The 21,096-nt window shown below is 55.9% G+C and carries 26 protein-coding genes; 20 read left to right on the top strand and 6 right to left on the bottom strand.

Annotated features, from left to right (window positions below):
- The first annotated feature begins 196 nt into the window (after positions 1-196).
- Complete coding sequence (locus GJQ55_RS11460) at positions 197-907, top strand: HNH endonuclease (RefSeq protein WP_228345099.1); 711 nt, start codon at positions 197-199, stop codon at positions 905-907.
- Positions 908-927: 20 nt separating this feature from the next.
- Here the strand turns inward: GJQ55_RS11460 and GJQ55_RS11455 are convergent, their stop codons facing one another.
- Complete coding sequence (locus tag GJQ55_RS11455) at positions 928-1,254, bottom strand: branched-chain amino acid transporter permease (RefSeq protein WP_228345098.1); 327 nt, start codon at positions 1,252-1,254, stop codon at positions 928-930.
- Positions 1,251-1,952 carry an AzlC family ABC transporter permease gene (locus tag GJQ55_RS11450; protein WP_228345097.1) on the bottom strand — a complete coding sequence of 234 codons (702 nt, stop codon included), beginning with the start codon at positions 1,950-1,952 and terminating at the stop codon, positions 1,251-1,253. Before GJQ55_RS11450 ends, GJQ55_RS11455 begins: the two co-directional genes overlap by 4 nt.
- Before the next feature lie 173 nt (positions 1,953-2,125).
- Here GJQ55_RS11450 and GJQ55_RS11445 point away from each other — a divergent pair, with 173 nt between their 5' ends.
- The 5 genes from GJQ55_RS11445 to GJQ55_RS11425 all read left to right on the top strand — a co-directional run bounded on the left by GJQ55_RS11445 (position 2,126) and on the right by GJQ55_RS11425 (position 7,876).
- Positions 2,126-2,995 (top strand): hypothetical protein, encoded by an 870-nt coding sequence (locus GJQ55_RS11445; RefSeq protein WP_228345096.1) that lies wholly within the window; start codon positions 2,126-2,128, stop codon positions 2,993-2,995.
- Positions 2,996-3,053: 58 nt separating this feature from the next.
- Complete coding sequence (locus GJQ55_RS11440; protein WP_228345095.1) at positions 3,054-4,436, top strand: ribonuclease J; 1,383 nt, start codon at positions 3,054-3,056, stop codon at positions 4,434-4,436.
- 105 nt (positions 4,437-4,541) lie between these two features.
- The gene (locus tag GJQ55_RS11435; RefSeq protein ID WP_228345094.1) at positions 4,542-5,138 is read left to right on the top strand and encodes an FMN-dependent NADH-azoreductase; all 597 of its coding nucleotides are present in this window, start codon (positions 4,542-4,544) and stop codon (positions 5,136-5,138) included.
- 486 nt (positions 5,139-5,624) lie between these two features.
- A complete protein-coding gene (gene argS / locus GJQ55_RS11430) occupies positions 5,625-7,310 on the top strand; it encodes an arginine--tRNA ligase (protein ID WP_228345093.1) in 1,686 nt (561 codons plus the stop codon).
- A 35-nt stretch (positions 7,311-7,345) separates the two neighbouring features.
- The gene (locus tag GJQ55_RS11425; protein ID WP_228345092.1) at positions 7,346-7,876 is read left to right on the top strand and encodes an SPOR domain-containing protein; all 531 of its coding nucleotides are present in this window, start codon (positions 7,346-7,348) and stop codon (positions 7,874-7,876) included.
- 39 nt (positions 7,877-7,915) lie between these two features.
- Here GJQ55_RS11425 and GJQ55_RS11420 read toward each other — a convergent pair whose 3' ends face one another.
- Positions 7,916-8,149: an FAD:protein FMN transferase gene (locus tag GJQ55_RS11420; RefSeq protein WP_479266826.1), complete on the bottom strand. Its 234-nt coding sequence runs from the start codon at positions 8,147-8,149 to the stop codon at positions 7,916-7,918.
- 36 nt (positions 8,150-8,185) lie between these two features.
- Here GJQ55_RS11420 and GJQ55_RS13470 point away from each other — a divergent pair, with 36 nt between their 5' ends.
- Genes GJQ55_RS13470 through GJQ55_RS11400 form a run of 5 tightly spaced genes read left to right on the top strand, consistent with a single transcriptional unit; the run spans position 8,186 to position 11,838 of the window.
- Positions 8,186-8,386, top strand: a complete 201-nt coding sequence (locus GJQ55_RS13470) for a thioredoxin family protein (protein WP_420907166.1) — start codon at positions 8,186-8,188, stop codon at positions 8,384-8,386.
- Between the two features lie 47 nt (positions 8,387-8,433).
- Complete coding sequence (locus tag GJQ55_RS11415) at positions 8,434-9,984, top strand: 2-isopropylmalate synthase (RefSeq protein ID WP_228345091.1); 1,551 nt, start codon at positions 8,434-8,436, stop codon at positions 9,982-9,984.
- 2 nt (positions 9,985-9,986) lie between these two features.
- Positions 9,987-10,733 (top strand): hypothetical protein, encoded by a 747-nt coding sequence (locus GJQ55_RS11410; protein WP_228345090.1) that lies wholly within the window; start codon positions 9,987-9,989, stop codon positions 10,731-10,733.
- Positions 10,734-10,735: 2 nt separating this feature from the next.
- Entirely contained in the window at positions 10,736-11,179 is a 444-nt protein-coding gene (rimI, locus tag GJQ55_RS11405) for a ribosomal protein S18-alanine N-acetyltransferase (protein WP_228345089.1), read from the top strand.
- Positions 11,176-11,838 (top strand): hypothetical protein, encoded by a 663-nt coding sequence (locus GJQ55_RS11400; RefSeq protein WP_228345088.1) that lies wholly within the window; start codon positions 11,176-11,178, stop codon positions 11,836-11,838. Before rimI ends, GJQ55_RS11400 begins: the two co-directional genes overlap by 4 nt.
- Positions 11,839-11,863: 25 nt before the next feature.
- Here GJQ55_RS11400 and GJQ55_RS11395 read toward each other — a convergent pair whose 3' ends face one another.
- On the bottom strand, positions 11,864-12,403 hold the full coding sequence (locus GJQ55_RS11395; RefSeq protein WP_228345087.1) for a response regulator transcription factor: 540 nt from the start codon (positions 12,401-12,403) through the stop codon (positions 11,864-11,866).
- Complete coding sequence (locus GJQ55_RS11390) at positions 12,396-13,631, bottom strand: ATP-binding protein (protein WP_228345086.1); 1,236 nt, start codon at positions 13,629-13,631, stop codon at positions 12,396-12,398. Before GJQ55_RS11390 ends, GJQ55_RS11395 begins: the two co-directional genes overlap by 8 nt.
- A gap of 170 nt (positions 13,632-13,801) precedes the next feature.
- On the opposite strand from GJQ55_RS11390, the gene GJQ55_RS11385 reads away from it, so the two are divergent.
- The 9 genes from GJQ55_RS11385 (at position 13,802) to GJQ55_RS11345 (ending at position 20,661) form a co-directional block, all read left to right on the top strand.
- Entirely contained in the window at positions 13,802-15,391 is a 1,590-nt protein-coding gene (locus GJQ55_RS11385; RefSeq protein WP_228345085.1) for a peptide chain release factor 3, read from the top strand.
- A gap of 71 nt (positions 15,392-15,462) precedes the next feature.
- Positions 15,463-15,774 carry a hypothetical protein gene (locus tag GJQ55_RS11380; RefSeq protein WP_228345084.1) on the top strand — a complete coding sequence of 104 codons (312 nt, stop codon included), beginning with the start codon at positions 15,463-15,465 and terminating at the stop codon, positions 15,772-15,774.
- A gap of 121 nt (positions 15,775-15,895) precedes the next feature.
- A complete protein-coding gene (gene rplM, locus GJQ55_RS11375; RefSeq protein WP_228345083.1) occupies positions 15,896-16,327 on the top strand; it encodes a 50S ribosomal protein L13 in 432 nt (143 codons plus the stop codon).
- Positions 16,328-16,331: 4 nt separating this feature from the next.
- A complete protein-coding gene (rpsI, locus tag GJQ55_RS11370; protein ID WP_228345082.1) occupies positions 16,332-16,724 on the top strand; it encodes a 30S ribosomal protein S9 in 393 nt (130 codons plus the stop codon).
- Between the two features lie 226 nt (positions 16,725-16,950).
- On the top strand, positions 16,951-17,547 hold the full coding sequence (gene petA / locus GJQ55_RS11365; RefSeq protein WP_228345081.1) for a ubiquinol-cytochrome c reductase iron-sulfur subunit: 597 nt from the start codon (positions 16,951-16,953) through the stop codon (positions 17,545-17,547).
- On the top strand, positions 17,547-18,779 hold the full coding sequence (locus GJQ55_RS11360; RefSeq protein ID WP_228345080.1) for a cytochrome b: 1,233 nt from the start codon (positions 17,547-17,549) through the stop codon (positions 18,777-18,779). The genes petA and GJQ55_RS11360 overlap by 1 nt, the downstream gene beginning before the upstream one ends.
- A 2-nt stretch (positions 18,780-18,781) precedes the next feature.
- Positions 18,782-19,537 (top strand): cytochrome c1, encoded by a 756-nt coding sequence (locus GJQ55_RS11355; RefSeq protein WP_228345079.1) that lies wholly within the window; start codon positions 18,782-18,784, stop codon positions 19,535-19,537.
- A 93-nt stretch (positions 19,538-19,630) separates the two neighbouring features.
- Complete coding sequence (gene sspA / locus GJQ55_RS11350) at positions 19,631-20,257, top strand: stringent starvation protein SspA (RefSeq protein WP_228345078.1); 627 nt, start codon at positions 19,631-19,633, stop codon at positions 20,255-20,257.
- Positions 20,257-20,661 carry a ClpXP protease specificity-enhancing factor gene (locus tag GJQ55_RS11345; RefSeq protein WP_420907145.1) on the top strand — a complete coding sequence of 135 codons (405 nt, stop codon included), beginning with the start codon at positions 20,257-20,259 and terminating at the stop codon, positions 20,659-20,661. The genes sspA and GJQ55_RS11345 overlap by 1 nt, the downstream gene beginning before the upstream one ends.
- Before the next feature lie 74 nt (positions 20,662-20,735).
- Here the strand turns inward: GJQ55_RS11345 and GJQ55_RS11340 are convergent, their stop codons facing one another.
- Positions 20,736-21,080, bottom strand: coding sequence for a P-II family nitrogen regulator (locus tag GJQ55_RS11340; protein WP_228345077.1), 345 nt, complete (start codon positions 21,078-21,080; stop codon positions 20,736-20,738).
- Positions 21,081-21,096: the final 16 nt, after the last annotated feature.

Genomic DNA, 21,096 nt, shown 5'->3' with positions numbered 1-21,096 from the left:
GCGCAATAGCTCATCTGCCTATTTTGTTATCCACGATGAGCGATGAAGTAGAGGAGGGTTGTGAGTAACTTTGAATTGGTCGTTCACGATGGTTATCTCAAACGGGTCTCCCGATAGGGTTCAATGCATACGAATTAAGTGATAAAACTCACTTCAGCAACGAAATGGTTGATCTAATACGATGAGGACTCACGGCATGACCTTTGACGAATGGATGCGAGCGCAGGGGTTATCAGATACTTCGGCGAAAAAATATCTGTCCAGTGTGCAGGGCGTTATGTCTGAATGGGCGCAAAGTGCGGGTTTGATCGACGGTCCTCTAACCTCTATCTCCGGACTCGCACAATTTCATGTGGTGACAGAGCAGCTAAAGCAGTTACCTATCTTTATTGAACGCAACAGCGTCGGCAACTCTATGTACAGCAGTGCCTTGAATCGCTTCGCGGATTATTTAAAAGCGGGGTTTGATTCGGATATTGAAGTCGACATTGATGAGATTTTTCAGCAACCCAACATGACGGAAACCGAAAAAAGTCGTCTCGTTAAAACTCGCGTAGGACAGGGTGACTTTCGTACCAGGCTGATCGGCTATTGGCAAGGATGCGCGGTGACGGGCTATCAAGATGTTAGCTTTTTGGTCGCATCGCATATTAAACCTTGGCGTGTGTCTAGCAACGCGGAAAAACTGGATCACTTTAACGGCTTACTTCTTTTACCTACGCTGGATAAAGCCTTCGACGGTGGATTTATTAGCTTTAAAGATACGGGTGATATTTTACTGTCACCGCAGTTATCTCACCCGGATGTGTTGGGCATTCGAGCAGATATGAACATTCGCCTCGCGCAGCAACATCTGGGTTTTTTAGAGTTTCACCGTGACTGTGTTTTTCGCAAAGCACCGTATTGACGTCGTATAAATCAGGGTAATCACCCCACCCCAATCTGCATCAGCAGCATATACATCGCCGTCCCTCCGACAATACTGATCAGCGCCTGGCGGAACGCCAGGTGCAGCGCCGTTACCAGCAGCAGGCAGCCCAGTTCGGGCAGAAAATCCAGCGAGAATGCCACGTCGTTTTTAAACGAATAAATCACCAGCAGCACCATCACTATTGGCGGCAGAAAACGACCAAGGTGTTCCAGCAGCGGGTGGTCGGCCACCCGTCCTAGCACCATAAAAGGCAGCGCGCGGGTCAGGAAGGTAACGCCCGCCAGCAGCGCAATCACACTGCTCAGATGCCAGAATTCGTTCATGCTTCAGGCCCTCTGGGTGAGCGGTGCGCGGCGTATTGCATCATCAGCACGCTGAGGCTGAGCAGAATGGCAATCAGCAGCATCTGTTCGCGGCTGATCAGCAGCAATGTGCCGAAGCCAATCAGCAGGGCGGCAATAAAAGGACGCATATCGCGCAGGTGTTTGTACTGTTCGATGGTCAGCACCATAAACAGCGCCGGTAATACAAAGGCGATGCCGGCGGTGTTGAATTCCAGTTGGCTGCCAAGCCAGGCGCCAAGGGTGCAGCCTATAACCCAGTACAGCTGGTTCACTGCAGTAATGCGCAGCTGGAACTGGCCGCGGTCGATATCCGCCGGCAGCGGTGTGGCAGTAATCAGCGAGTAGGTTTCATCGGTGAGGCCAAAAATCTGATAAAGGCGGCGCCAGCCCCGGTTGGGCATACGGCTGATTAATGACAGGCCGTAAAAAATATGGCGCGAATTAATCAGCAGGGTGGCCACCGCCATTTCGGTCAGCGTTGCCTGATTGGCCAGTAATCCCACGGCCAGAAATTGTCCGGCGCCGGCGTAAATAAACAGCCCCATCGCCGTGGCGTACAGCCAGTGGTAATCCAGCTCGCTGAACAGCACGCCGAAGGCCGCGCCTAAGGGCAAATAGCCAAACATCACCGGCAGCGAGGTACGCAGCACCAGTGCATTCAGGGGAGACAGGGACATAAACAGAACAGGGTCAGATAAGCAGGGCGGCAGTGTAAGCATTGTGATGATGGGCCACAAGCACCGTGGTGACGCCGTTATGTTGCACGGCAGATGGTGGAGAACAGAGAGCGGCGTTAGAATCGCCGCCGGGCTGCCGCAGAGCAGCACTGATGACTTTTAAGGGAGAAAAAATGAGATTCATAACCATGTGTTTGCTGGCGCTATTGGTTGCCTGTGGTCAGGATCAGACCGCCGGTGAAACAGGTGCCAAAACAACTGATACTGCGGCTGCCACTGAAGCCGAATTCAGCCCGGCTGATCAGCAGGAAAAATGGAAAGCCGATACCGCCATGTACCTGTATCAGACGCTGGCCAAATATAACTTTGATTACGCCGCCAAACATTACGTCAGCGACCCGGATGCTGTATTGGCTTTGAAAGACGGCTGGAGCTTAAAGGCGGACAGCTTCCGGGTGAAGGCCGTGAATGATGAGGGCGTGGTGATGGGTTTTTCGGCATTCTGTTATCCGGAGCGCGACGTTCAGATTTATATGGTTGCCCGTGGTCAGCGTTATTACGTGGAATTCGGTCGTACCCTGCGCGAAGACATGCGCCAATTAGCGTTACAGCCGCCGCAGCCTCTGCGTCAGTATTGTTATGACTTTAAAAACCAGCCATTGCAGGGCAGCATCATGGGGACGTCGTGGCATGCCGACCGGGTGGAAATATCCAGTGTGCAATTTGCCAGTGGTCCGCGCAGAAGCATTGATATTGTCAGCAGCACTTGCTCTGTTTATCCCGACTGCAAATATATTGATGAGCGCAACGGTTCGGGATTTGTGGTCGGGGTCAGTAGCCTTGATTTTAGCGGTACAGGCGGCAATCTGGGCAACCATGAATACGTGAATATTGCAGCACCTAATATGCAGAGTTTGAATCTGCGCAGTGGCAGCTATCGGGTGACCCAACTGGATAATGGCAAAATCCGGCTCGAACTGGCCGTTAGCGGTGAGGAATCGGTTGAGCTTAACGGTGCGGTGGAATTCAGTTTGCCGCAGTAAACGGTAACAATACCCAGCACAGCATTTAAAAAATATTCGCCACACAACCGGACTAACCATGACTCCTTCTGAGCGCGATCTGTTCTTTCTGCCGTTAGGCGGCACCGGTGAGATCGGCATGAACATGAATCTGTACGGCCACGATGGCCAGTGGCTGATGGTGGACTGCGGTGTGACCTTCCCGCGTCCCGGCCGCGTTGTAGCGGATGGTTCGGTGCATCAGGCCGGAGAGCCAGATATTCAGATGGCTGATCCGGATTTTATCGTCCGCCACCGTGACCAGCTGGCCGGGCTGATTATTACCCACGCCCACGAAGATCATATCGGGGCCGTGCCTTACCTGTGGTCTAAGTTACGTTGCCCGGTGTATTGCACGCGGTTCACCGCCGAAGTGCTGAAGAAGAAACTGGTCGAACAGGGCTTGCTGCACCGGGTAAAAATCATCGTGCCCGAGACCGGCGAGCGCCTGCAGATTGGCACGTTCAATGTGCAATGGCTGGCGCTGACGCATTCAGTCCCCGACCCCAACGCGCTGATGATCCGCACTCCGGCCGGTAATATTTTCCACACCGGCGACTGGAAACTCGACCCCGAGCCGATGGTCGGGCATGGCTACCGGCAAGACACCTTTACCCAACTGGCCACGGAAGGTGTGCGCGCCATGGTGTGTGATTCCACCAACGCCACGGTGAATGGTCACTCTGCTTCCGAAGGCGAGCTGTACGAAGGCCTGCGCCATTACATTGAAACCGCACCGGGGCGGGTGATTGTTACCTGTTTCGGCAGCAACATCGCCCGCCTGTTAACCCTGTCCCATGTGGCGGACGATACCGGCCGTTATATGGGCCTGTACGGTCGTTCGATGGTGACCATGTTCCAGTGCGCCAAGCGCGCTGGAGTCTGGCCCTACAGTGCCGGCACCGTGGACACCGGGCACCTGGGGTATTTACCACGCCATGAAGTGCTGGCCGTGGCCACCGGCAGTCAGGGCGAACCGCGCACAGCACTGCGCCGGCTGGCCGCTGGCACGCATCCCGATTTTGATCTGGAACCCGGCGACCGGGTGATTTTCAGCGCCCGCGCCATTCCGGGCAACGAAGACTCCATTGCCGGGCTGATCCGGCAGCTGGAAAGCCGCGGCGTGGAAGTAATCACCGCCGAAATGGCGATTAAGCCCATTCACGCCTCCGGGCATCCGGCCCAGCAAGAGCTGGAAACCCTGTACCGCTGGGTACAGCCGCAGATTGCCATTCCGGTACATGGCGAAGCCGTGCACATGCAGGCCCATGCAGAATTGGCGAAAGCCTGCGGCGTGCCGCGCATCCTGACCGGACGGAACGGCGACCTGTTTATGCTCAGTAATAATCCCGGCATTCAGCGCCAGAAAGTACAGACCGGCCGGCTCGGCTGGGACAAGGGTAAGCTGGTGCGGGTTGATTGATTCGACAGAATCGAAGGTTAGCTTCAGTTTTTTGCGATTTTATTCAGGTGTTTGCTGCAGCAGAATGGCCCCATTCCTCGTTAACCCTGTTTATCGGAGCACAACATGAGCACTCTTCTGTACGTTAAAGGCAGCATCTTTGGTGATAACGGCCAATCCAGTCAGCTGGCGGCAAAATTTATCAGCAACTGGCAGCAGAAAAACCCGAACGGCACTGTGGTGGTGCGTGATCTGGCCACCGATGTACCGCCGTATCTGGATGCCACCGTTGTCGGTGCTTTTTTTACTCCGGCCGATGACCGTAATGATGAGCAGAAAGCCGTGGTGGCCTACTCGGATGCGCTGATTGAAGAAATCAGCAGCGCCGATGAAGTGCTGATCGGTATGCCAATGTACAACTTCACCGTGCCGGCGCAGATGAAGTCTTACCTTGACCAGCTGTGCCGCGCCGGGGTGACCTTCAAATACACCGAAACCGGCCCGGTGGGATTGTTGGCCAACAAGCCGGTGACCATCATCACCGCTCGTGGTGGTAACTACAAAGGCACTCCGTTGGACTCACAGACGCCCTTTATCAAAACCATTCTGGGCTTTATCGGCCTGACCGATGTGCGCATGATTCACGCCGAAGGCCTGAACATGGGTGACGACGCCAAGGCCCAGGCGCTGGCGGCGGCGAGCGAAGAAATCGCGGCGCTGTAAGCACCACCGTCATACGGCACCGCTGCAAGACTTAACTGGCCGGATTCCCGGCCGGTTTCTTTTCTGCCCCATGCTGTTGAGGGTTATCCAGAGTTTCTGTGGATAACTTTCTGGATAAGATTGGGGTAACTGCTGTCAGCCCCGACCGTGCAGTGTTTCCGCTCAGATCGGTGAAAATTTAAACGATCGTATGAAAACCCGCCAGAACCAGCACTGGCGCTGTTTTTCAAGAAGTTTTTCTGAATTAAATCAGTAGGCTGAGGTCTGTTGCTGTGTTATGGCGTTAATAAACACGCATAACGTATTGATTTTATTTTGTGGATAACTGTGTGGGAAAACTCTGGATGGTGCGAGGATAAGCCGGGGATAACCGGTAAAAACCCCGCTGCAGCAGGCGTGGTCGGCTTTGCTTCACCCACACCGGCATTTTTGCGATAATCCCGCCCCTTTCCCATTCCGCTTATCCGATCAGGTCCGATTGCCCTTATGAAACCGCAAATCGCCGAGCTTTTGTCTGCTGCTGTCACCACACTGAAAACTCAGGGCACTCTGCCTGCCGATCTGGAGCCCCGCATTCAGATCGAAAATACCCGCGACAAAGCCCACGGTGATCTGGCCACCAACCTGGCCATGATGCTGGCCAAACCGGCGGGTAAAAATCCGCGTGAATTGGCGCAGCTGCTGGTGGCCGCGCTGCCGGTTAATACGTTGGTGGCGAAAACCGACATCGCCGGCCCGGGGTTTATCAATTTCTATTTAAGTGAAGCATCCACCGCCAGCCTGGTGCAGGCAGTACTGGAGCAGCGGGAACAATACGGCCGCAACAACGATGGCGCCGGCCGCAAGGTGCAGGTGGAGTTCGTATCCGCTAATCCGACCGGGCCGCTGCACATTGGTCATGGCCGTGGTGCGGCGGTGGGCGATTGCCTGTGCCGTCTGCTGCAAGCCACCGGTTGGGACGTTACCCGTGAGTTTTATTACAACGATGCCGGCGCGCAGATTAACAATCTGGCGTTATCCGTACAGGCACGCTGCAAAGGCCTGACCCCGGACGACGCCAGCTGGCCGGAAGATGGCTACCGGGGTGAATATATTGTGGAGCTGGCTGCCAGCTTTATGCGCGGCGATACCGTGCGTTCGGAAGACCAGAGCTTTACCGGTACCGGCAACGCCGATGATCTGGAAGCCATTCGCCATTTTGCCGTGGCCTATCTGCGCCATGAGCAAGACCTCGATTTAAAAGCCTTCGGGGTGGATTTTGATGTCTATTTCCTCGAATCCTCGCTGTATACCGATGGCAAAGTCGAAAACGCCGTCCAGCGTCTGATCGCCAACGGTTACACCTATGAAGAGGGTGGCGCGCTGTGGCTGCGCACCACCGATTTCGGTGACGACAAAGACCGCGTGATGCGCAAAACCGATGGCGGCTACACCTATTTCGTACCGGACGTGGCCTACCACCTGGACAAATGGAACCGTGGTTTCACCCGCGTAGTGAACGAGCAGGGCGCCGACCACCACAGCACCATTACCCGTGTCCGTGCCGGTCTGCAGGCACTGAACGCCGGTATTCCCCAGGGCTGGCCAGACTACGTGCTGCATCAGATGGTGACCGTGATGCGTGGTGGCGAAGAGGTAAAAATCTCCAAGCGGGCCGGCTCCTATCTGACCCTGCGCGACCTGATCGACGAAGTCGGCCGCGATGCTACCCGTTACTTCCTGGCCGCGCGTAAAGCCGACAGTCAGCTGACCTTCGATATCGACCTGGCCCGTTCGCAGTCGTCCGATAACCCGGTGTACTACATCCAGTATGCCCATGCCCGGGTGTGCTCTATTTTCCGCAAGCTGGCCGAAGCCGGTCAGAGTTGGAACGCTGAAACGGGTCTGGCCGCCTTAAGCGCTCTGACGCTGGACAGTGAAAAAGACCTGATCGTGAAACTGGGTCGCTTCCCGGAAGTGGTGAGCAACGCCGCCAACAACAACGAACCGCACATGGTTGCCACCTATCTGCGCGAACTGGCCGGTGATTTCCACGCCTGGTACAACGCTGAAAAAACCCTGGTGGACGATGAAAACCTGCGTAATGGCCGCCTGGCGCTGGCCGAAGCGGTACGCCAGGTGGTCGCCAATGGTCTGGGCTTGCTGGGCGTTTCCGCCCCGGAAGAAATGTAAACCGGCACTTTCAGCACAGGATTAACGGAACGGTTATGGCAGACAAAGGCAGTAGCATTCCCCGCTGGGTGTGGGTAATAACGCCCACCCTGGCGGTGGCATTTCTGGGGTTTATTCTCTACATCTCCACCATTCCCGCCAGTAATGAGCTGGATGCAGTGAAGGGCGAGGCCCGTAAAGCGTTACAGCAGGGTAAAGAGAAGCTGAAAGAATCGGCCAAAGACACGCCGAAACCGGATTACGACTTCTACAAATTGCTGGAAAACCAGACCGTGGAAGTGCCTAAGGTGGATGCTTACAAGTCCACACCGAAAGACGATGTGAAGTATGAGTACCGCCTGCAGGCCGGCTCATTCCGCTCGCTCGATGATGCCGAACGCCTGCGCGCCAGCTTGTTGCTGGAAGGCATGCCGGCTTATCGTCAGGAAAGCAGCGTCAATGGCAGCACCTGGCACCGGGTATTCGTTGGCCCCTTCACTGACCGCTCGCATCTGAATAAAGCCCACGACCAGCTGGTGGCGCGCAGCATCAGCCCGCTGGAATTGCGGGAAGTGGTGAAAAAATAAGCGCTGTTAAAAATAAGCGCTGCTAACAATACGCGCTGCTTAAGGGCGCACCAGCCAGTAACGCAGGCCGGTTTTCTGTAAGAAGGCTTCCGCCTGCGCTCCCTGCAGCAACGCCAGCGTGGCAATCAAGCCACATTGCACACAGGTCGGGCCGGCCACGGTGACCGACGGAAAGGCCTGGGTAACAGGCCAGCCGCTGAGTGGATTCAGAATATGGCTGTAACGCACGCCATCTTTTAATAAAAAACGTTTGCGGTTGCCCGATGTGGCCAGGAGGCCGCCGGCCCATTGTTCCGACGTGTTGATACCGTGGCGGCACTGAACGCTGCCTTGCAGCAGGCACAGGCGGATGGCCGCCCGGTGGTGCTGGATCGGTACGCTGATTGGTGCACCAGCTGTAAGGTGAAGTCGAACGCCATCACGGCAAACTCAGCTTTACCGATACCCCTGGTGGTGGCTGTACCGTACAGGTGCAATTACCGGCGTCCGGTTTGCTGCCATAGCTGCTGATCAGGCGTATACTAAGCGCCTGATTTTTTCCGGCATTGGAGCAGCCTATGAGCCAGCAGAACCGTTTGGTTATTTTTGATACGACAATGCGCGATGGCGAACAAAGCCCCGGCGCATCCATGACCAAAGAAGAAAAGGTCCGCATTGGTAAAGCGCTGGAAAAAATGCGCGTCGATGTGATTGAAGCCGGTTTTGCCGCTGCCTCGCCGGGCGATTTTGCTGCCATTCAGGCGGTGGCCGAGGCCGTACGCGAAAGCACCATCTGCAGTCTGGCCCGCGCCGTTGACCGCGATATTGAACACGCCGCCGACGCGCTGAAAAAAGCCGAACGGGCGCGTATTCATACCTTTATTGCCACCTCACCCATCCACATGCAGTACAAGCTGCGCATGCAACCGGATCAGGTGGTAGAGCAGGCCGTGTATGCGGTGAAAAAAGCCCGCAGTCTGGTGGAAGATGTCGAGTTTTCCTGCGAAGACGCCGGCCGTTCCGAAAACGATTTCCTCTGCCGCATTATTGAAGCCGCCATCAACGCTGGTGCGCGTACCATTAATATTCCGGATACCGTGGGTTATGCCATTCCGGAAGAGTTCGGTTATAAAATCAAAACCCTGCTGGAGCGTATTCCCAACGCTGACAAAGCCATTTTCTCGGTGCATTGCCACAACGACCTCGGTCTGGCGGTGGCCAACTCACTGGCTGCGGTGGCCAATGGCGCGCGTCAGGTTGAGTGCACCATCAACGGTCTGGGCGAGCGCGCCGGTAACGCCGCGCTGGAAGAAATTGTGATGGCGCTGCGTACCCGTCACGACCTGTTCGGGCTGGAAACCGGCATTGATACCACACACATCGTACCGACCTCGCGCCTGGTATCGTCCATTACCGGTTTCCCGGTACAGCCGAACAAGGCCATCGTTGGCGCCAACGCCTTTGCCCATGAGTCCGGTATTCACCAGGACGGCGTGCTGAAACATCGTGAAACTTACGAAATTATGAAGGCCGAAGATGTGGGCTGGGGCGCCAATAAAATGGTGATGGGCAAACACTCCGGCCGCGCCGCTTTCCGCAGCCGGCTGGAAGAGCTGGGCGTCACCTTCGACACCGACGCCGCCCTGAACGATGCCTTTGCCCGCTTTAAAGAGCTGGCCGATAAAAAGCACGAAATTTTCGACGAAGACCTGCAGGCGCTGGTCAGCGAAGCGATCAGTGATGCCGCCCCCGAAACCTTTAAGCTGGTGGCGCTGGAATGCCATTCCGCCATTGGTGAAACGCCGGTTGCAGAAGTGGTGGTCAGCCATAACGGTCAGGAACAACGCGCCAAAGCCAACGGCAGTGGTCCGGTGGATGCCGCGCTGAAAGCCATTGAAAGCATTGCTGCGTCCGGTGCCAACCTGTTGCTGTATTCGGTAAATGCCATTACTCAGGGCACGGATTCCCAGGGTGAAGTGACGGTGCGGCTGGAAAAAGGCGGCCGCATTGTTAACGGCAGCGGTGCGGATACCGATATCGTGGTGGCCTCGGCCAAGGCGTACATTCATGCGCTGAATCTGTTGTTGTCGGGGGCTGCCCGTCAGCATCCGCAAGCCGACGGCGTATAAGCATGCTGGAACAGCGGCGCCTCGATTACCTGCAGGCCATGGGCGTGGTGCAATGGTTGCCACGTCAGCCATTGCCGCATGGTCCGGCGCCGCGCTGGCTGCCGGAAACGACTGCGGCTGCTGCTCAGGCGAAACCCTCCTTTGCGCACCCGGGCGGGCATATTGCCCATCCGGCGGCCAATCAGCTGCTGCATCACAGCGCGTCCGGTGCGCGGCCGAATCTGACGGCGATGCTGGAGCCGGACGCTGAACCCGCCACCGCCGCTGCGGCGGTTGCTGCACCGGTTGTTACCGCCGCGGTGGAAAACACCACGGCTGCTGCGCCGGATCCGACCGTCGTACCGCAGTTCCGGCTGTATTTCTTCCGCACCAGCCTGCCGTTTATCTGGGTCTGTGATCAGGCTGAGGCGGCTGAACAGTTGCCCCCCCTGCTGTTCCGTATTCAGCAGGCACTCACCGGTCAGGCACAGTTTGTGCCGCCGCCGCAGGAGTTCCGCTGGCCTTTTATTGCCTCGGCGCACGACGATCAGACCACCCCGGTTGCCTTGCGGGCGCTGCAGGCGCAATGGCAGCACCTGTGCGGAGCCGATACGCTGGCCGCCGTAACGGTGGGTGAGGACAGTCGTTACTGGCTGCAACAGATTGGTACCGAACCGCGCAGCCATATTGCGTCGTTGCCGGAACTGCAGCGCAGTGCCGCCGCCAAGCGCCAGCTGTGGCTGGATTTGCTGGCTCTGTGTGGAGCCTGAGCATGTTAATCCGCATGGCCACTGAGCAGGATATACCAGCCATTTTGGCCATCGAGCGGGCCGCCCATTTTCATCCCTGGCCGGAAAGTGTCTTACGCCGCTATCTGGCCAAATCCGGCTGTGTACAGGTGTTGGAACAGGATGGCCGGGTGCTGGCTTATGCCGTGAATACCCTGATTGCCGGCGAAGCCGAATTGCTGATGATCGCCGTCGATCCCAACCAGCAGGGCCGTGGTTACGGCCGCGCCCTGATGAACCATTTGCAGCAACAGCTGCAGCAGCAGGGTGCCGAACAGTGGTTTCTGGATGTGCGCGCCAGCAATGAGCCGGCCATCGCTTTGTACGAATCCATGGGTTTTTGTCAGGCCGGTTGCCGGCCCAATTATTACCCCACGGCGCAGGGCAGCGAGGATGCCTTGCTGTATTGCATGGACCTGCAGCCATGATGCTACCGGCCGGGCTGCTCAGCCCGCTGGCTTTATGGTTGGCGTTGCCGGTGGCAGTGGGCTTGCTGCTGGTGGCGGGTCGTAATGCCGGTTGGCAGGCTTTGCGCCAGCACCGTGGTGCGCAGCATTTCTTCTTCGGTGCCGTGGTGGTGCTGGCAATCTTGTGGAGCTTGCAGGCTGGTATCCGGCCTGGGTTGCATTTTCATCTGTACGGGTTAACTGCCGCTACTTTGCTGATGGGTTGGCGGCTGGCGTTGCTGGCCGGCGCACTGGTGCAGCTGTTGCTGGTGTTGTCGGGCAAGCTCTGGTGGGCGGCGGCACCCTATCAGTTTGTGCTGGCGGTGGCCGTGCCGGTGCTGTGCAGTTATGCCTTCTGGTGGCAGGTGTGGCAGCGACTGCCGCACAACCCCTTTATTTATATTCTGGTCGCCGGCTTTCTGAATGCCGGGCTGGCGCAGATGGCTGCGGATATTGCCCAGAGCCTGGCGCTGTGGGCGCAGGGTATTTATAGCCTGGCGGCGCTGTGGCATGACTTTTTGCGTTATCTGCCGCTGATGATGTTTCCGGAAGGGGTGGTCAATGGCATGTTTATTACCGGTATGGTGGTGTTTCACAGCCGCTGGCTCAGTACCTTCGACGACGAATCCTATTTCCGCTGAGCCGTCTTTTTTAATCCCGTTAACGTCATCGCGGCGCGTATTTTTGTAATTTGCGCTGCAGGGTGCGGCGGTGCATGTTCAATGCCCGGGCGGTGGCGGAAATATTACCCGCCTGTTCGTTCAGCACCCGCTGAATATGTTCCCACTCCAGCCGGTCGACTGACATTATTTCTGTGTCGGTATCTTCAGGGTTCAGGCTCCCCGGTTTGCTGCTGCCGTCGGCAAAGGCGGCCAGTAATTCCTGCAGGGTGGCCGGCTTGTGCAGATAATTCCAGGCTCCCAGTTTCACCGCCTCGACCGCCGTTGGAATGCTGGCGTAGCCGGTGAGCATGACGATGCGGCTGTGCGGGCAGTGGCTTTTTAACTGCTGAATCAGGCTCAGGCCGGATTCTTTTTCCAGCCGTAAATCCAGCACCATCCAGTCAGGCCGGAATGTTTGTGCGGCCGTCAGGGCGGCCGGGCCATCGGCGGCCGTCGCGCAGGGATGCCCCCGGCGCTCGAGGCTGCGGCTCAGCACCTGGGTAAAGTGCGGGTCGTCGTCAATCAGCAGAATGCGTTCAGCCATGGTGGTTGTCCCGGGTACATAAGGGCAGGCGTAACCGGCATAAGCTGCTGCCATCGTGCTGCGCCTGCAGATGAATGGTGCCGCCGAATTGTTCCACACTGGCGTTGCTCAGATACAGCCCCAGGCCCATGCCCTGTTCCTTATCGCTGACAAATAAATGCTGCTGACGGATGTGTGCGGCAGCTTGCGGGTCGGGCTGGACGATATGCAGCTGCCAGCAGCCATCCTGCACCGAACTGTGCAGGTGCACCGGCTGCCGGCCGGCTTCCGCGGCGTTATCGAGCAGATTCAGCAGGGCCTGATCCAGCAGGGGGGAAGACGGAATGACGGCTTTGCAGGCAATGCCATCATCCACCCACAGCGCATTCGGATGGCTCAGGCGCCAGCGTCGCAGCAAGGTCATCAGCCAGGGGTGGGCCTGCTGTTGCCCGGTGTGGTGCACCTCGCGGCCGGCCCGGGCCAGTTGTTGCAAAGACTGCCGGCATTGGGCCACCTGTTCGCGCAGGATATGCAGGTCGTGGGCGCTGATTAAGTGTTCGGGCTGGTGGGCCACCTCGTCCAGCACCATGTGCATGGTCATCAGCGGCGTGCCCATTTCATGGGCGGTGCCGGCGGCCAGTGTCGCAATGCCAATCAGCTGTTCATTCTTTAACTGGCGCTCGCGTAACTGCTGAATTTCCTGCTGCTGTTGCTGGCCGGCGCGCAGCAACAACGGAATCAGGGTCATAAAGATCAGTGCGCTGATGACAAAGGTCAGCCACATACCGCCCAGGTGCAGATCGAATAACGAACTGCCGGAAATGCCATGCATATGGTGACTTAACAGCGGTTGATACCACTGGGTCAGCACGCTGTAGTCGGTAATGCCGATAATGGCGATCAGCCAGGCAAAACGGGCCGGCAGGCTGTAGGCGGCAATGACCAGCAGCACCAGAAAGTAAGAAATAAAGGGGTTGGTCACGCCGCCGGTGAAAAACAGCAGGCCGGTCAGCAGCTGACATTCCACCGCCAGGTGCAGCAACAGTTGCCAGTCCTGTACGGGCCGTTGCCAGCCCTGCCAGGCGTTCAGTAATAACAGGGGCAGGTATAAGCCCAGTAAGGTCCAGGCGATGCCCAGACCGGCAAAATGGTTCAGTTGCAGATACAGCAGAAAGATCAGCCAGACGCTGGCAATCGCCAGTCGCAACAAGGCCAGCCGCTGCACTACAGAATTAAGGTTCGGATTCATCGGCGCATTATATCAGTGCCGGCGGCCGCGGCGATGACTGTTGTGGTAAAGCTTGCTTCTGGTCAAAAAGCGGTCCTTTGCATATTATGGCGCCCCTCAGACTGATCCGCGCGGGATCAGAATCACCCTGCGGCAGCCCTGGCTTGCCGCCCTGAAGAAGATCGCAAGCGATGTCGAAGTCAGCCTTTACAGAGGAAGTCGGTCAGCGCCGTACTTTCGGTATTATTTCCCACCCCGATGCGGGTAAAACCACCATTACGGAAAAGCTGCTGCTGCTGGGTAATGCCATTCAGCTGGCCGGTACTGTAAAAGGCAAAAAGACCGGCCGTATGGCGACCTCTGACTGGATGCAGATGGAGCAGGAGCGGGGTATTTCCATTACCACCTCGGTGATGCAGTTTCCTTATAAGGGCCGCATGGTCAACCTGCTGGATACCCCCGGCCACGAAGACTTCTCGGAAGATACCTACCGCACGCTGACGGCGGTGGACTCGGTGCTGATGGTGATCGACGGTGCCAAGGGTGTGGAAGACCGTACTATTAAACTGATGGAAGTCTGCCGCCTGCGGGATACCCCGATTTTTACCTTCATTAACAAAATGGACCGTGAAGTGCGCGACCATATTGAGGTGATGGATGAAATCGAGACCATCCTGAAAATCAAATGTGCGCCGGTCACCTGGCCCATTGGTATGGGCAAGGCCTTTAAAGGCGTCTACAACCTGATCACCGATACCATTCACGTATTTACCCCCGGGCAGGGCAGTGTGGTGCCGGATGATATTCAGATTCAGGGCTTGCAGTCGCCGGAAGCGGCCGCCTTGCTGGGTGCGGAACTGGTGGCTGAACTGACTGATGAAATTGAGCTGGTGCAGGGTGCCAGCCATGAATTTGATCTGGATGAATACCGGCGCGGCGAATTAACCCCGGTATTTTTTGGTACCGCACTGGCTAATTTCGGTGTGCGCGAAATGCTGGATTATTTTGTCGAATGGGCACCCGCGCCGCTGCCACGGGAAACCGATGCCCGTCCGGTGCCGCCGACGGAAGAAAAATTCAGCGGCTTTATTTTTAAAATTCAGGCCAATATGGATCCCAAGCACCGTGACCGCATCGCCTTTATGCGAATCTGCTCCGGTACTTACACCAAGGGCATGAAGATGCAGCATGTGCGCATTGGTAAAGATATTCGTATTGCCGATGCCGTTACTTTTCTGGCCGGCGACCGCTCGCATGTAGAAGAAGCGGTGTCGGGCGATATTATCGGCCTGCACAACCATGGCACCATTCAGATTGGCGATACCTTTACCGAAGGCGAGGCTCTGCGGTTTACCGGTATTCCGCACTTTGCCCCGGAGTTGTTCAAGCGGGTGCGCTTAAAAGATCCGCTGAAAATGAAGCAGTTGCAGAAAGGCTTGCAGCAGTTATCAGAAGAGGGGGCGACGCAGCTGTTTATGCCGCTGAACAATAACGACCTGATTCTGGGTGCAGTGGGTGTGCTGCAGTTTGATGTGGTGCAGCAGCGGCTGCGCGATGAATACAAAGTGGAATGTATTTATGAGCCGGTATCGGTACACACCGCCCGCTGGGTGTACTGTAACGATCATAAAATGCTGGAAGACTTTAAACGCAAGGCGGCAGAAAACCTGGCCATTGATGGCGGCGGTCACCTGACCTATATCGCGCCGACCCGGGTTAACCTGAGCCTGACCCAGGAGCGCTGGCCGGATGTTCAGTTCAGCGCCACCCGGGAGCACTGAGACACTGTGCCGGCTTGAAGCCTGCCCCGGTTGGGCTAGGATTGTCGGATTGTTACTGAAAGGGAAATAACATGATTGTGTTTTTTGTGATTGGCATGTTGCTGGCCGGCTCACTGGCGTATACCGCTTATTATCTGTTGCAGATGCAGGTGCTGGAAGAACGGCTGACGCTCGATGATGCCAAAGGCTACTACCTGATTGCCTGTATTCTGGTGGCGTTTCTGGTCAGTGCCGGTTTCTTTTATACCGGCCAGTCGCTCGGTTACGACCAGCAGGAAGAAACTTCCTCGGCCATGGCGCTGGGGATTTTGCTCGATATTATGGTAACCTTGCTGGTCCTGATTTACGGACTGGTCAAGTTCCGTGAGCCGGAACATTACTGAGACCAGGGCGCCGGTTCCGGCTGCTGGAATTCTGTGCGGCAGATTGCTTGCGCTGCGTGATTCCTTCCTATAGAATGCCGCCCTCTTTACGAATCAACCTGCCCTTAAAGGCGAGAATTTGATGAAAACTTACAGCGCGAAACCCGAAACCGTAAAACGTGAGTGGTTTGTTGTTGATGCAGCTGAGCAGACGCTGGGTCGCCTGGCCACTGAGGTTGCTCGCCGTCTGAGAGGCAAGCACAAGCCAGAATACACTCCTCACGTTGATACCGGCGATTACATCGTCATTATCAATGCAGAAAAAATCCAGGTCACCGGCAATAAGTCGACTGATAAGATGTACCATCGCCACACCGGTTATCCGGGTGGTCTGAAGTCCATCTCTTTCGAGAAGCTGATTGACCACAAGCCGGAACAAGTTATTGAACTGGCTGTTAAGGGCATGCTCCCGAAAAACCCGCTGGGTCGTGACATGTTCAAGAAAATGAAAGTTTATGCCGGTAGCGAGCATCCGCATACTGCTCAGCAACCGCAAGAACTGAAACTGGGATAAGATCATGGCAGTCACTCAATACTATGGTACCGGCCGTCGCAAGACTTCTACTGCACGTGTTTTCCTGCGTCCGGGTACTGGCAGCATCGTAATTAACAATCGTCCTCTGGATGTGTACTTCGGCCGTGAAACTGCCCGCATGGTAGTTCGTCAGCCGCTGGAACTGACTGAAAGCCTGGCCAAATTTGACGTTTATGTAAACGTTAACGGCGGCGGCGGCAACGGTCAGGCCGGTGCAATCCGTCACGGTATTACCCGTGCACTGATGCAGTACGATGAAACTCTGCGTCCGACTCTGCGCGCCGCTGGTTATGTAACCCGTGATGCCCGTGAAGTTGAGCGTAAGAAAGTGGGTCTGCGTAAAGCACGTAAGAAGCCACAATTCTCCAAGCGTTAATACGCTGGCAGAAGCCGCTTATAAAGACGCCCATTGTCCTAGGTCAATGGGCGTTTTTTTTATGCCTCTAATACCCCATTCGCTATGGGTTTTCCGGTTGTCTCATTCGGCTAATTTCTTTACTATGTGCGCCGCTCTGCATGCTGCGCATGGTCTGTTTTAAAACGATACAAAAGCTTTTGGCCAGCGAGCTGCGCAAGAATTTCTTTGATGGGAGATGATGGTAATGAGTCAAGACGGCGTGAATAAGGGTCGGCGCACTCTGCTATTGGGCACGACCGCTGCCCTCGGTGCTGTCGGTGCAGGCTTCGTCGCAGTACCCTTCGTAAAATCCTGGTTACCCAGTGAGAAGGCTAAGGCAGCAGGTGCTCCGGCGAAAGTGGATATCAGTAAAATCGAACCGGGTGCCATGCTGGTAGCCGAATGGCGTGGTAAGCCGGTTTATGTTACCCGCCGTACCCCTGAGACTCTCGGTTTGCTGGAGTCTCTGAATGGCGATCTGAAAGATCCGCTCAACACCAACAAAGCTCAGCAGCCGGCGTATGCCGATAACCTGCATCGCTCCCGTGATCCGGAGCTGATTGTGGTGCTGGGTGTCTGTACGCACCTGGGGTGCGCACCGAAATACTTCCCGGAAGTTAAGCCGGAAGCCTTCGATGCCAACTGGAAAGGTGGCTGGTACTGCCCCTGTCACGGTTCCAAGTTTGACCTGTCCGGCCGTGTTTTCAATGGCTCTCCGGCCGCTGATAACCTGGTTATTCCGCCGTATTCTTATGAATCCGATAACGTCGTAGTAGTCGGCGTAGACGAGGAGAATGCCTGATGAGCAAGCAGCAAAACACTCTGATGGGCTGGATTGACGATCGTCTGCCGGTTACTCAGACCTACGAAAAGCATATGTCCAAGTACTATGCGCCGAAAAACTTCAACTTCTGGTATTTCTTCGGCGTACTGTCGATGCTGATGCTGGTTAACCAGATCCTTACTGGTATCTGGCTGACCATGAACTTCGTGCCCAGTGCCGAAGGTGCTTTCGCTTCCGTTGAATACATCATGCGTGATGTGGAATGGGGCTGGCTGCTCCGTTATATGCACTCTACCGGTGCCACCTTCTTCTTTATTGCCGTCTACCTGCACATGATGCGGGCGCTGATGTACGGCTCTTATCAGAAGCCGCGTGAGCTGATCTGGATCTTCGGTATGCTGATCTACCTGGCGCTGATGGCTGAAGCCTTTATGGGTTATGTACTGCCCTGGGGTCAGATGTCTTACTGGGGTGCGCAGGTAATTATTTCCCTGTTCTCCGTTATTCCCTTTGGTATTGGTGATGCTCTGACTGAGTGGATCCGTGGTGACTTCCTGATCTCTGGCGCTACGCTGAACCGTTTCTTCGCCCTGCACGTGGTTGCCGTACCGCTGGTGATTGTGATGCTGGTGGTTCTGCACCTGCTGGCGCTGCATGAAGTGGGTTCCAACAACCCGGATGGCGTGGATATCAAAGCCCTGAAAGATGAAAACGGCAAGCCGCTGGATGGCGTTCCGTTCCACCCTTACTACACCGTGCATGACATGGTCGGTATCGTGGTATTCCTGATGGTGTTCTCTACCGTGATGTTCTTCTTCCCGGAAGGTAACGGCTTTATGCTGGAATACCCGAACTTCGAGCCGGCCAACGGCCTGAAGACTCCGGACCACATTGCGCCGGTATGGTACTTCGGTGCGTTCTACGCGATTCTGCGTGCGGTACCGGATAAGCTGCTGGGCGTTATTGCCATGGGCGCTGCGATTGCCATTCTGTTCGTACTGCCCTGGCTGGACCGCAGCCCGGTGAAGAGCTGGCGCTACAAGGGCTGGATCAGCCGTACTCTGATCCCGATTTTCGCAGCAGCTTTCGTTCTGCTGACCTGGTTGGGTACTCAGCCGGCAACCGACATTAACACATTGCTGTCCCGTATCGGTTCGGTGATCTATTTCGGTTTCTTCCTGGCCATGCCGATCTACACCAGCATGGAAAAAACCAAACCAGTACCTGAGCGTGTAACCGGGGGCCACTGAGCATGAAAAAAGTATTTGCGTTAATTGCCGCACTGATTCCTGCCGTTGCTATGGCGGCAGCTCCTTCTGTGCAGCTGGATAAGCACCTGACCGATCTGACCGATACTGCATCACTGCAGCGCGGTGCCCAGACCTATATGAATTACTGCATGGGCTGTCACTCGCTGGAACACGGTCGTTATAACCGTGTGGCCCGTGATCTGGATATTCCGGAAGAGCTGATGATGGAAAATCTGGTGTTTGCCGATAAAAAATTCGGTGACCTGATGACCAACGCTATGCGCGCAGAAGACGGTAAAAAATGGTTTGGGGCGACGCCGCCGGACCTGACTCTGGTGGCGCGTGTGCGTCGTCCGGATTGGGTTTATACCTACCTGCGCAGCTTCTATGAAGACCCGACCCGTCCTTACGGCGTCAACAACGAAGTCTTCAAAGATGTTGGTATGCCGCATGTTCTGGGTGAACTGCAGGGCCTTCAGGTAAAAGGTACTGCGCAGGTGCGTGTAGGGTTTGACACCCTGACCGGCCAGGAAATTACCGAAGAACAGGATGGTGTGCTGTATCTGGCCGAGCCGGGTACCCTGAGTGCTGCAGAATACGACAAGCTGGTATATGACCTGGTGAACTTCCTGGTTTATATGGGCGAGCCGATTGCACTGGAGCGTCAGCGTCTGGGTTGGTGGGTGCTGTTGTTCCTGGCCATCTTCTTTGTTCCGGTATACATGCTGAACAAAGAGTACTGGAAAGACTTTAAGTAAGACGATTGGTCTTGCTGACACAGAGCCCGACCGCGCAACCCGCGGCCGGGCTGTATTTGTTTAATGGGTTTGCTGATAAAAGGTGAGGAAACTATGGGGGTTGTAGCGAAGCGCTCTTCCATGACGTTTTTTTCGGATCCGTCCGATCATTACAGCCATCGCGTACGTATCGTACTGGCTGAAAAAGGGGTCGCGGTTGATATTCATGACGTGGATCCGGATAACAAGCCGGAGGATCTGGCATCCCTGAATCCTTATAATTCACTGCCGACTCTGGTCGACCGTGATCTGGTTCTGTACGAGCCGAATGTGATGATGGAATACCTCGATGAGCGTTTTCCGCATCCGCCGCTGTTGCCGGTATACCCGGTAGCCCGTGCACAGAGCCGTTTGTGGATTCACCGCGTTGAGAAAGACTGGGGCGACCTGATCCGCACCATTCTGACCGGTAAAGGCAAAGAGGCTGAGGCAGCCCGTAAAGAGCTGACTGAAAGCCTGATCGCCATTACGCCGATTTTTGTTGAAATGCCGTATTTTATGAACGAGGAATTCTCGATTGTGGATTGCTGCATGGCACCTATCCTGTGGCGCTTGCCGGTACTGGGCATCGAACTGCCGGAAAAACAGTGCAAACCCTTGCTGCAATATATGGAACGCCTGTTCGACCGCGAAGCCTTCCAGGCCAGCCTGTCGGATCGTGAGCGGGAAATGCGCGACTGATGAGCCGTGCCATGACCCCCAGTCGTCCGTATCTGGTGCGGGCACTGCACGAGTGGATTCTGGATAACCAGTGTACGCCTTACCTGCTGGTCGATGCCGGCCTGCAGGGCGTGCAGGTGCCGCAGGAGTTTGTGAACGACGGCCAGATTGTGCTGAATATCAGCCCGGCGGCAGTACAGAATCTGTTGATCGATAACGATGGTTTATCCTTCAACGCCCGCTTTGGCGGAGTGCCGATGTCGGTCTTTGTGCCGGTGGTGGCGATTCTGGCTATCTACGCCCGTGAGAATGGTCAGGGTATGGTATTTGGTACCGAAGCGGGTGCGCCCGATCCGGATGATCTGCCGCCGCCGTCGGCACCGGAACCTTCAGGTACGAAACCAGCCCTGAAAGTGGTTAAGTAATTTCCTGAAGCGTCAGTGTGAAGCATAAAAAAACCGCCAGTTGGCGGTTTTTTTATGGCTGTCAGAGCAGATCGTTACAGCGGATGTTCTTTTTGCAGCGCTTCAATATGCTGAGTCAGGCCTAAGGCTTTATCCACATCCAGCATCAGGGCGATGCCGGTATCCAGCTGTTCATCCAGACCACCGGCATCGGTGACCGCCTGCAGGATTGCGTCAGCCCGTCGTTCTTCTACCAGAATCAGCAAAACTGCCCGCGGATTCAGCAGTTCTAAGCCAAAGATACCGGTCATTTTTTTCAGTCCCTGGCCGCGGGCATGGCTGATGATGGTGGCGCCGGTCGCGCCGGCAGCACGGGCAGCGTCCAGCACCTTGTCGGTTTTCTCGTCATCGACGAACACCAGAATCAGTTTAAATTGCATGCAGAACTCCCTGATG

This window comes from Venatoribacter cucullus (genome assembly GCF_016132445.1).
GTDB lineage: Bacteria > Pseudomonadota > Gammaproteobacteria > Pseudomonadales > Oceanobacteraceae > Venatoribacter > Venatoribacter cucullus.
Note: the sequence above shows the minus strand (reverse complement) of the source record. Positions and strands in the feature narration are given on the sequence as shown.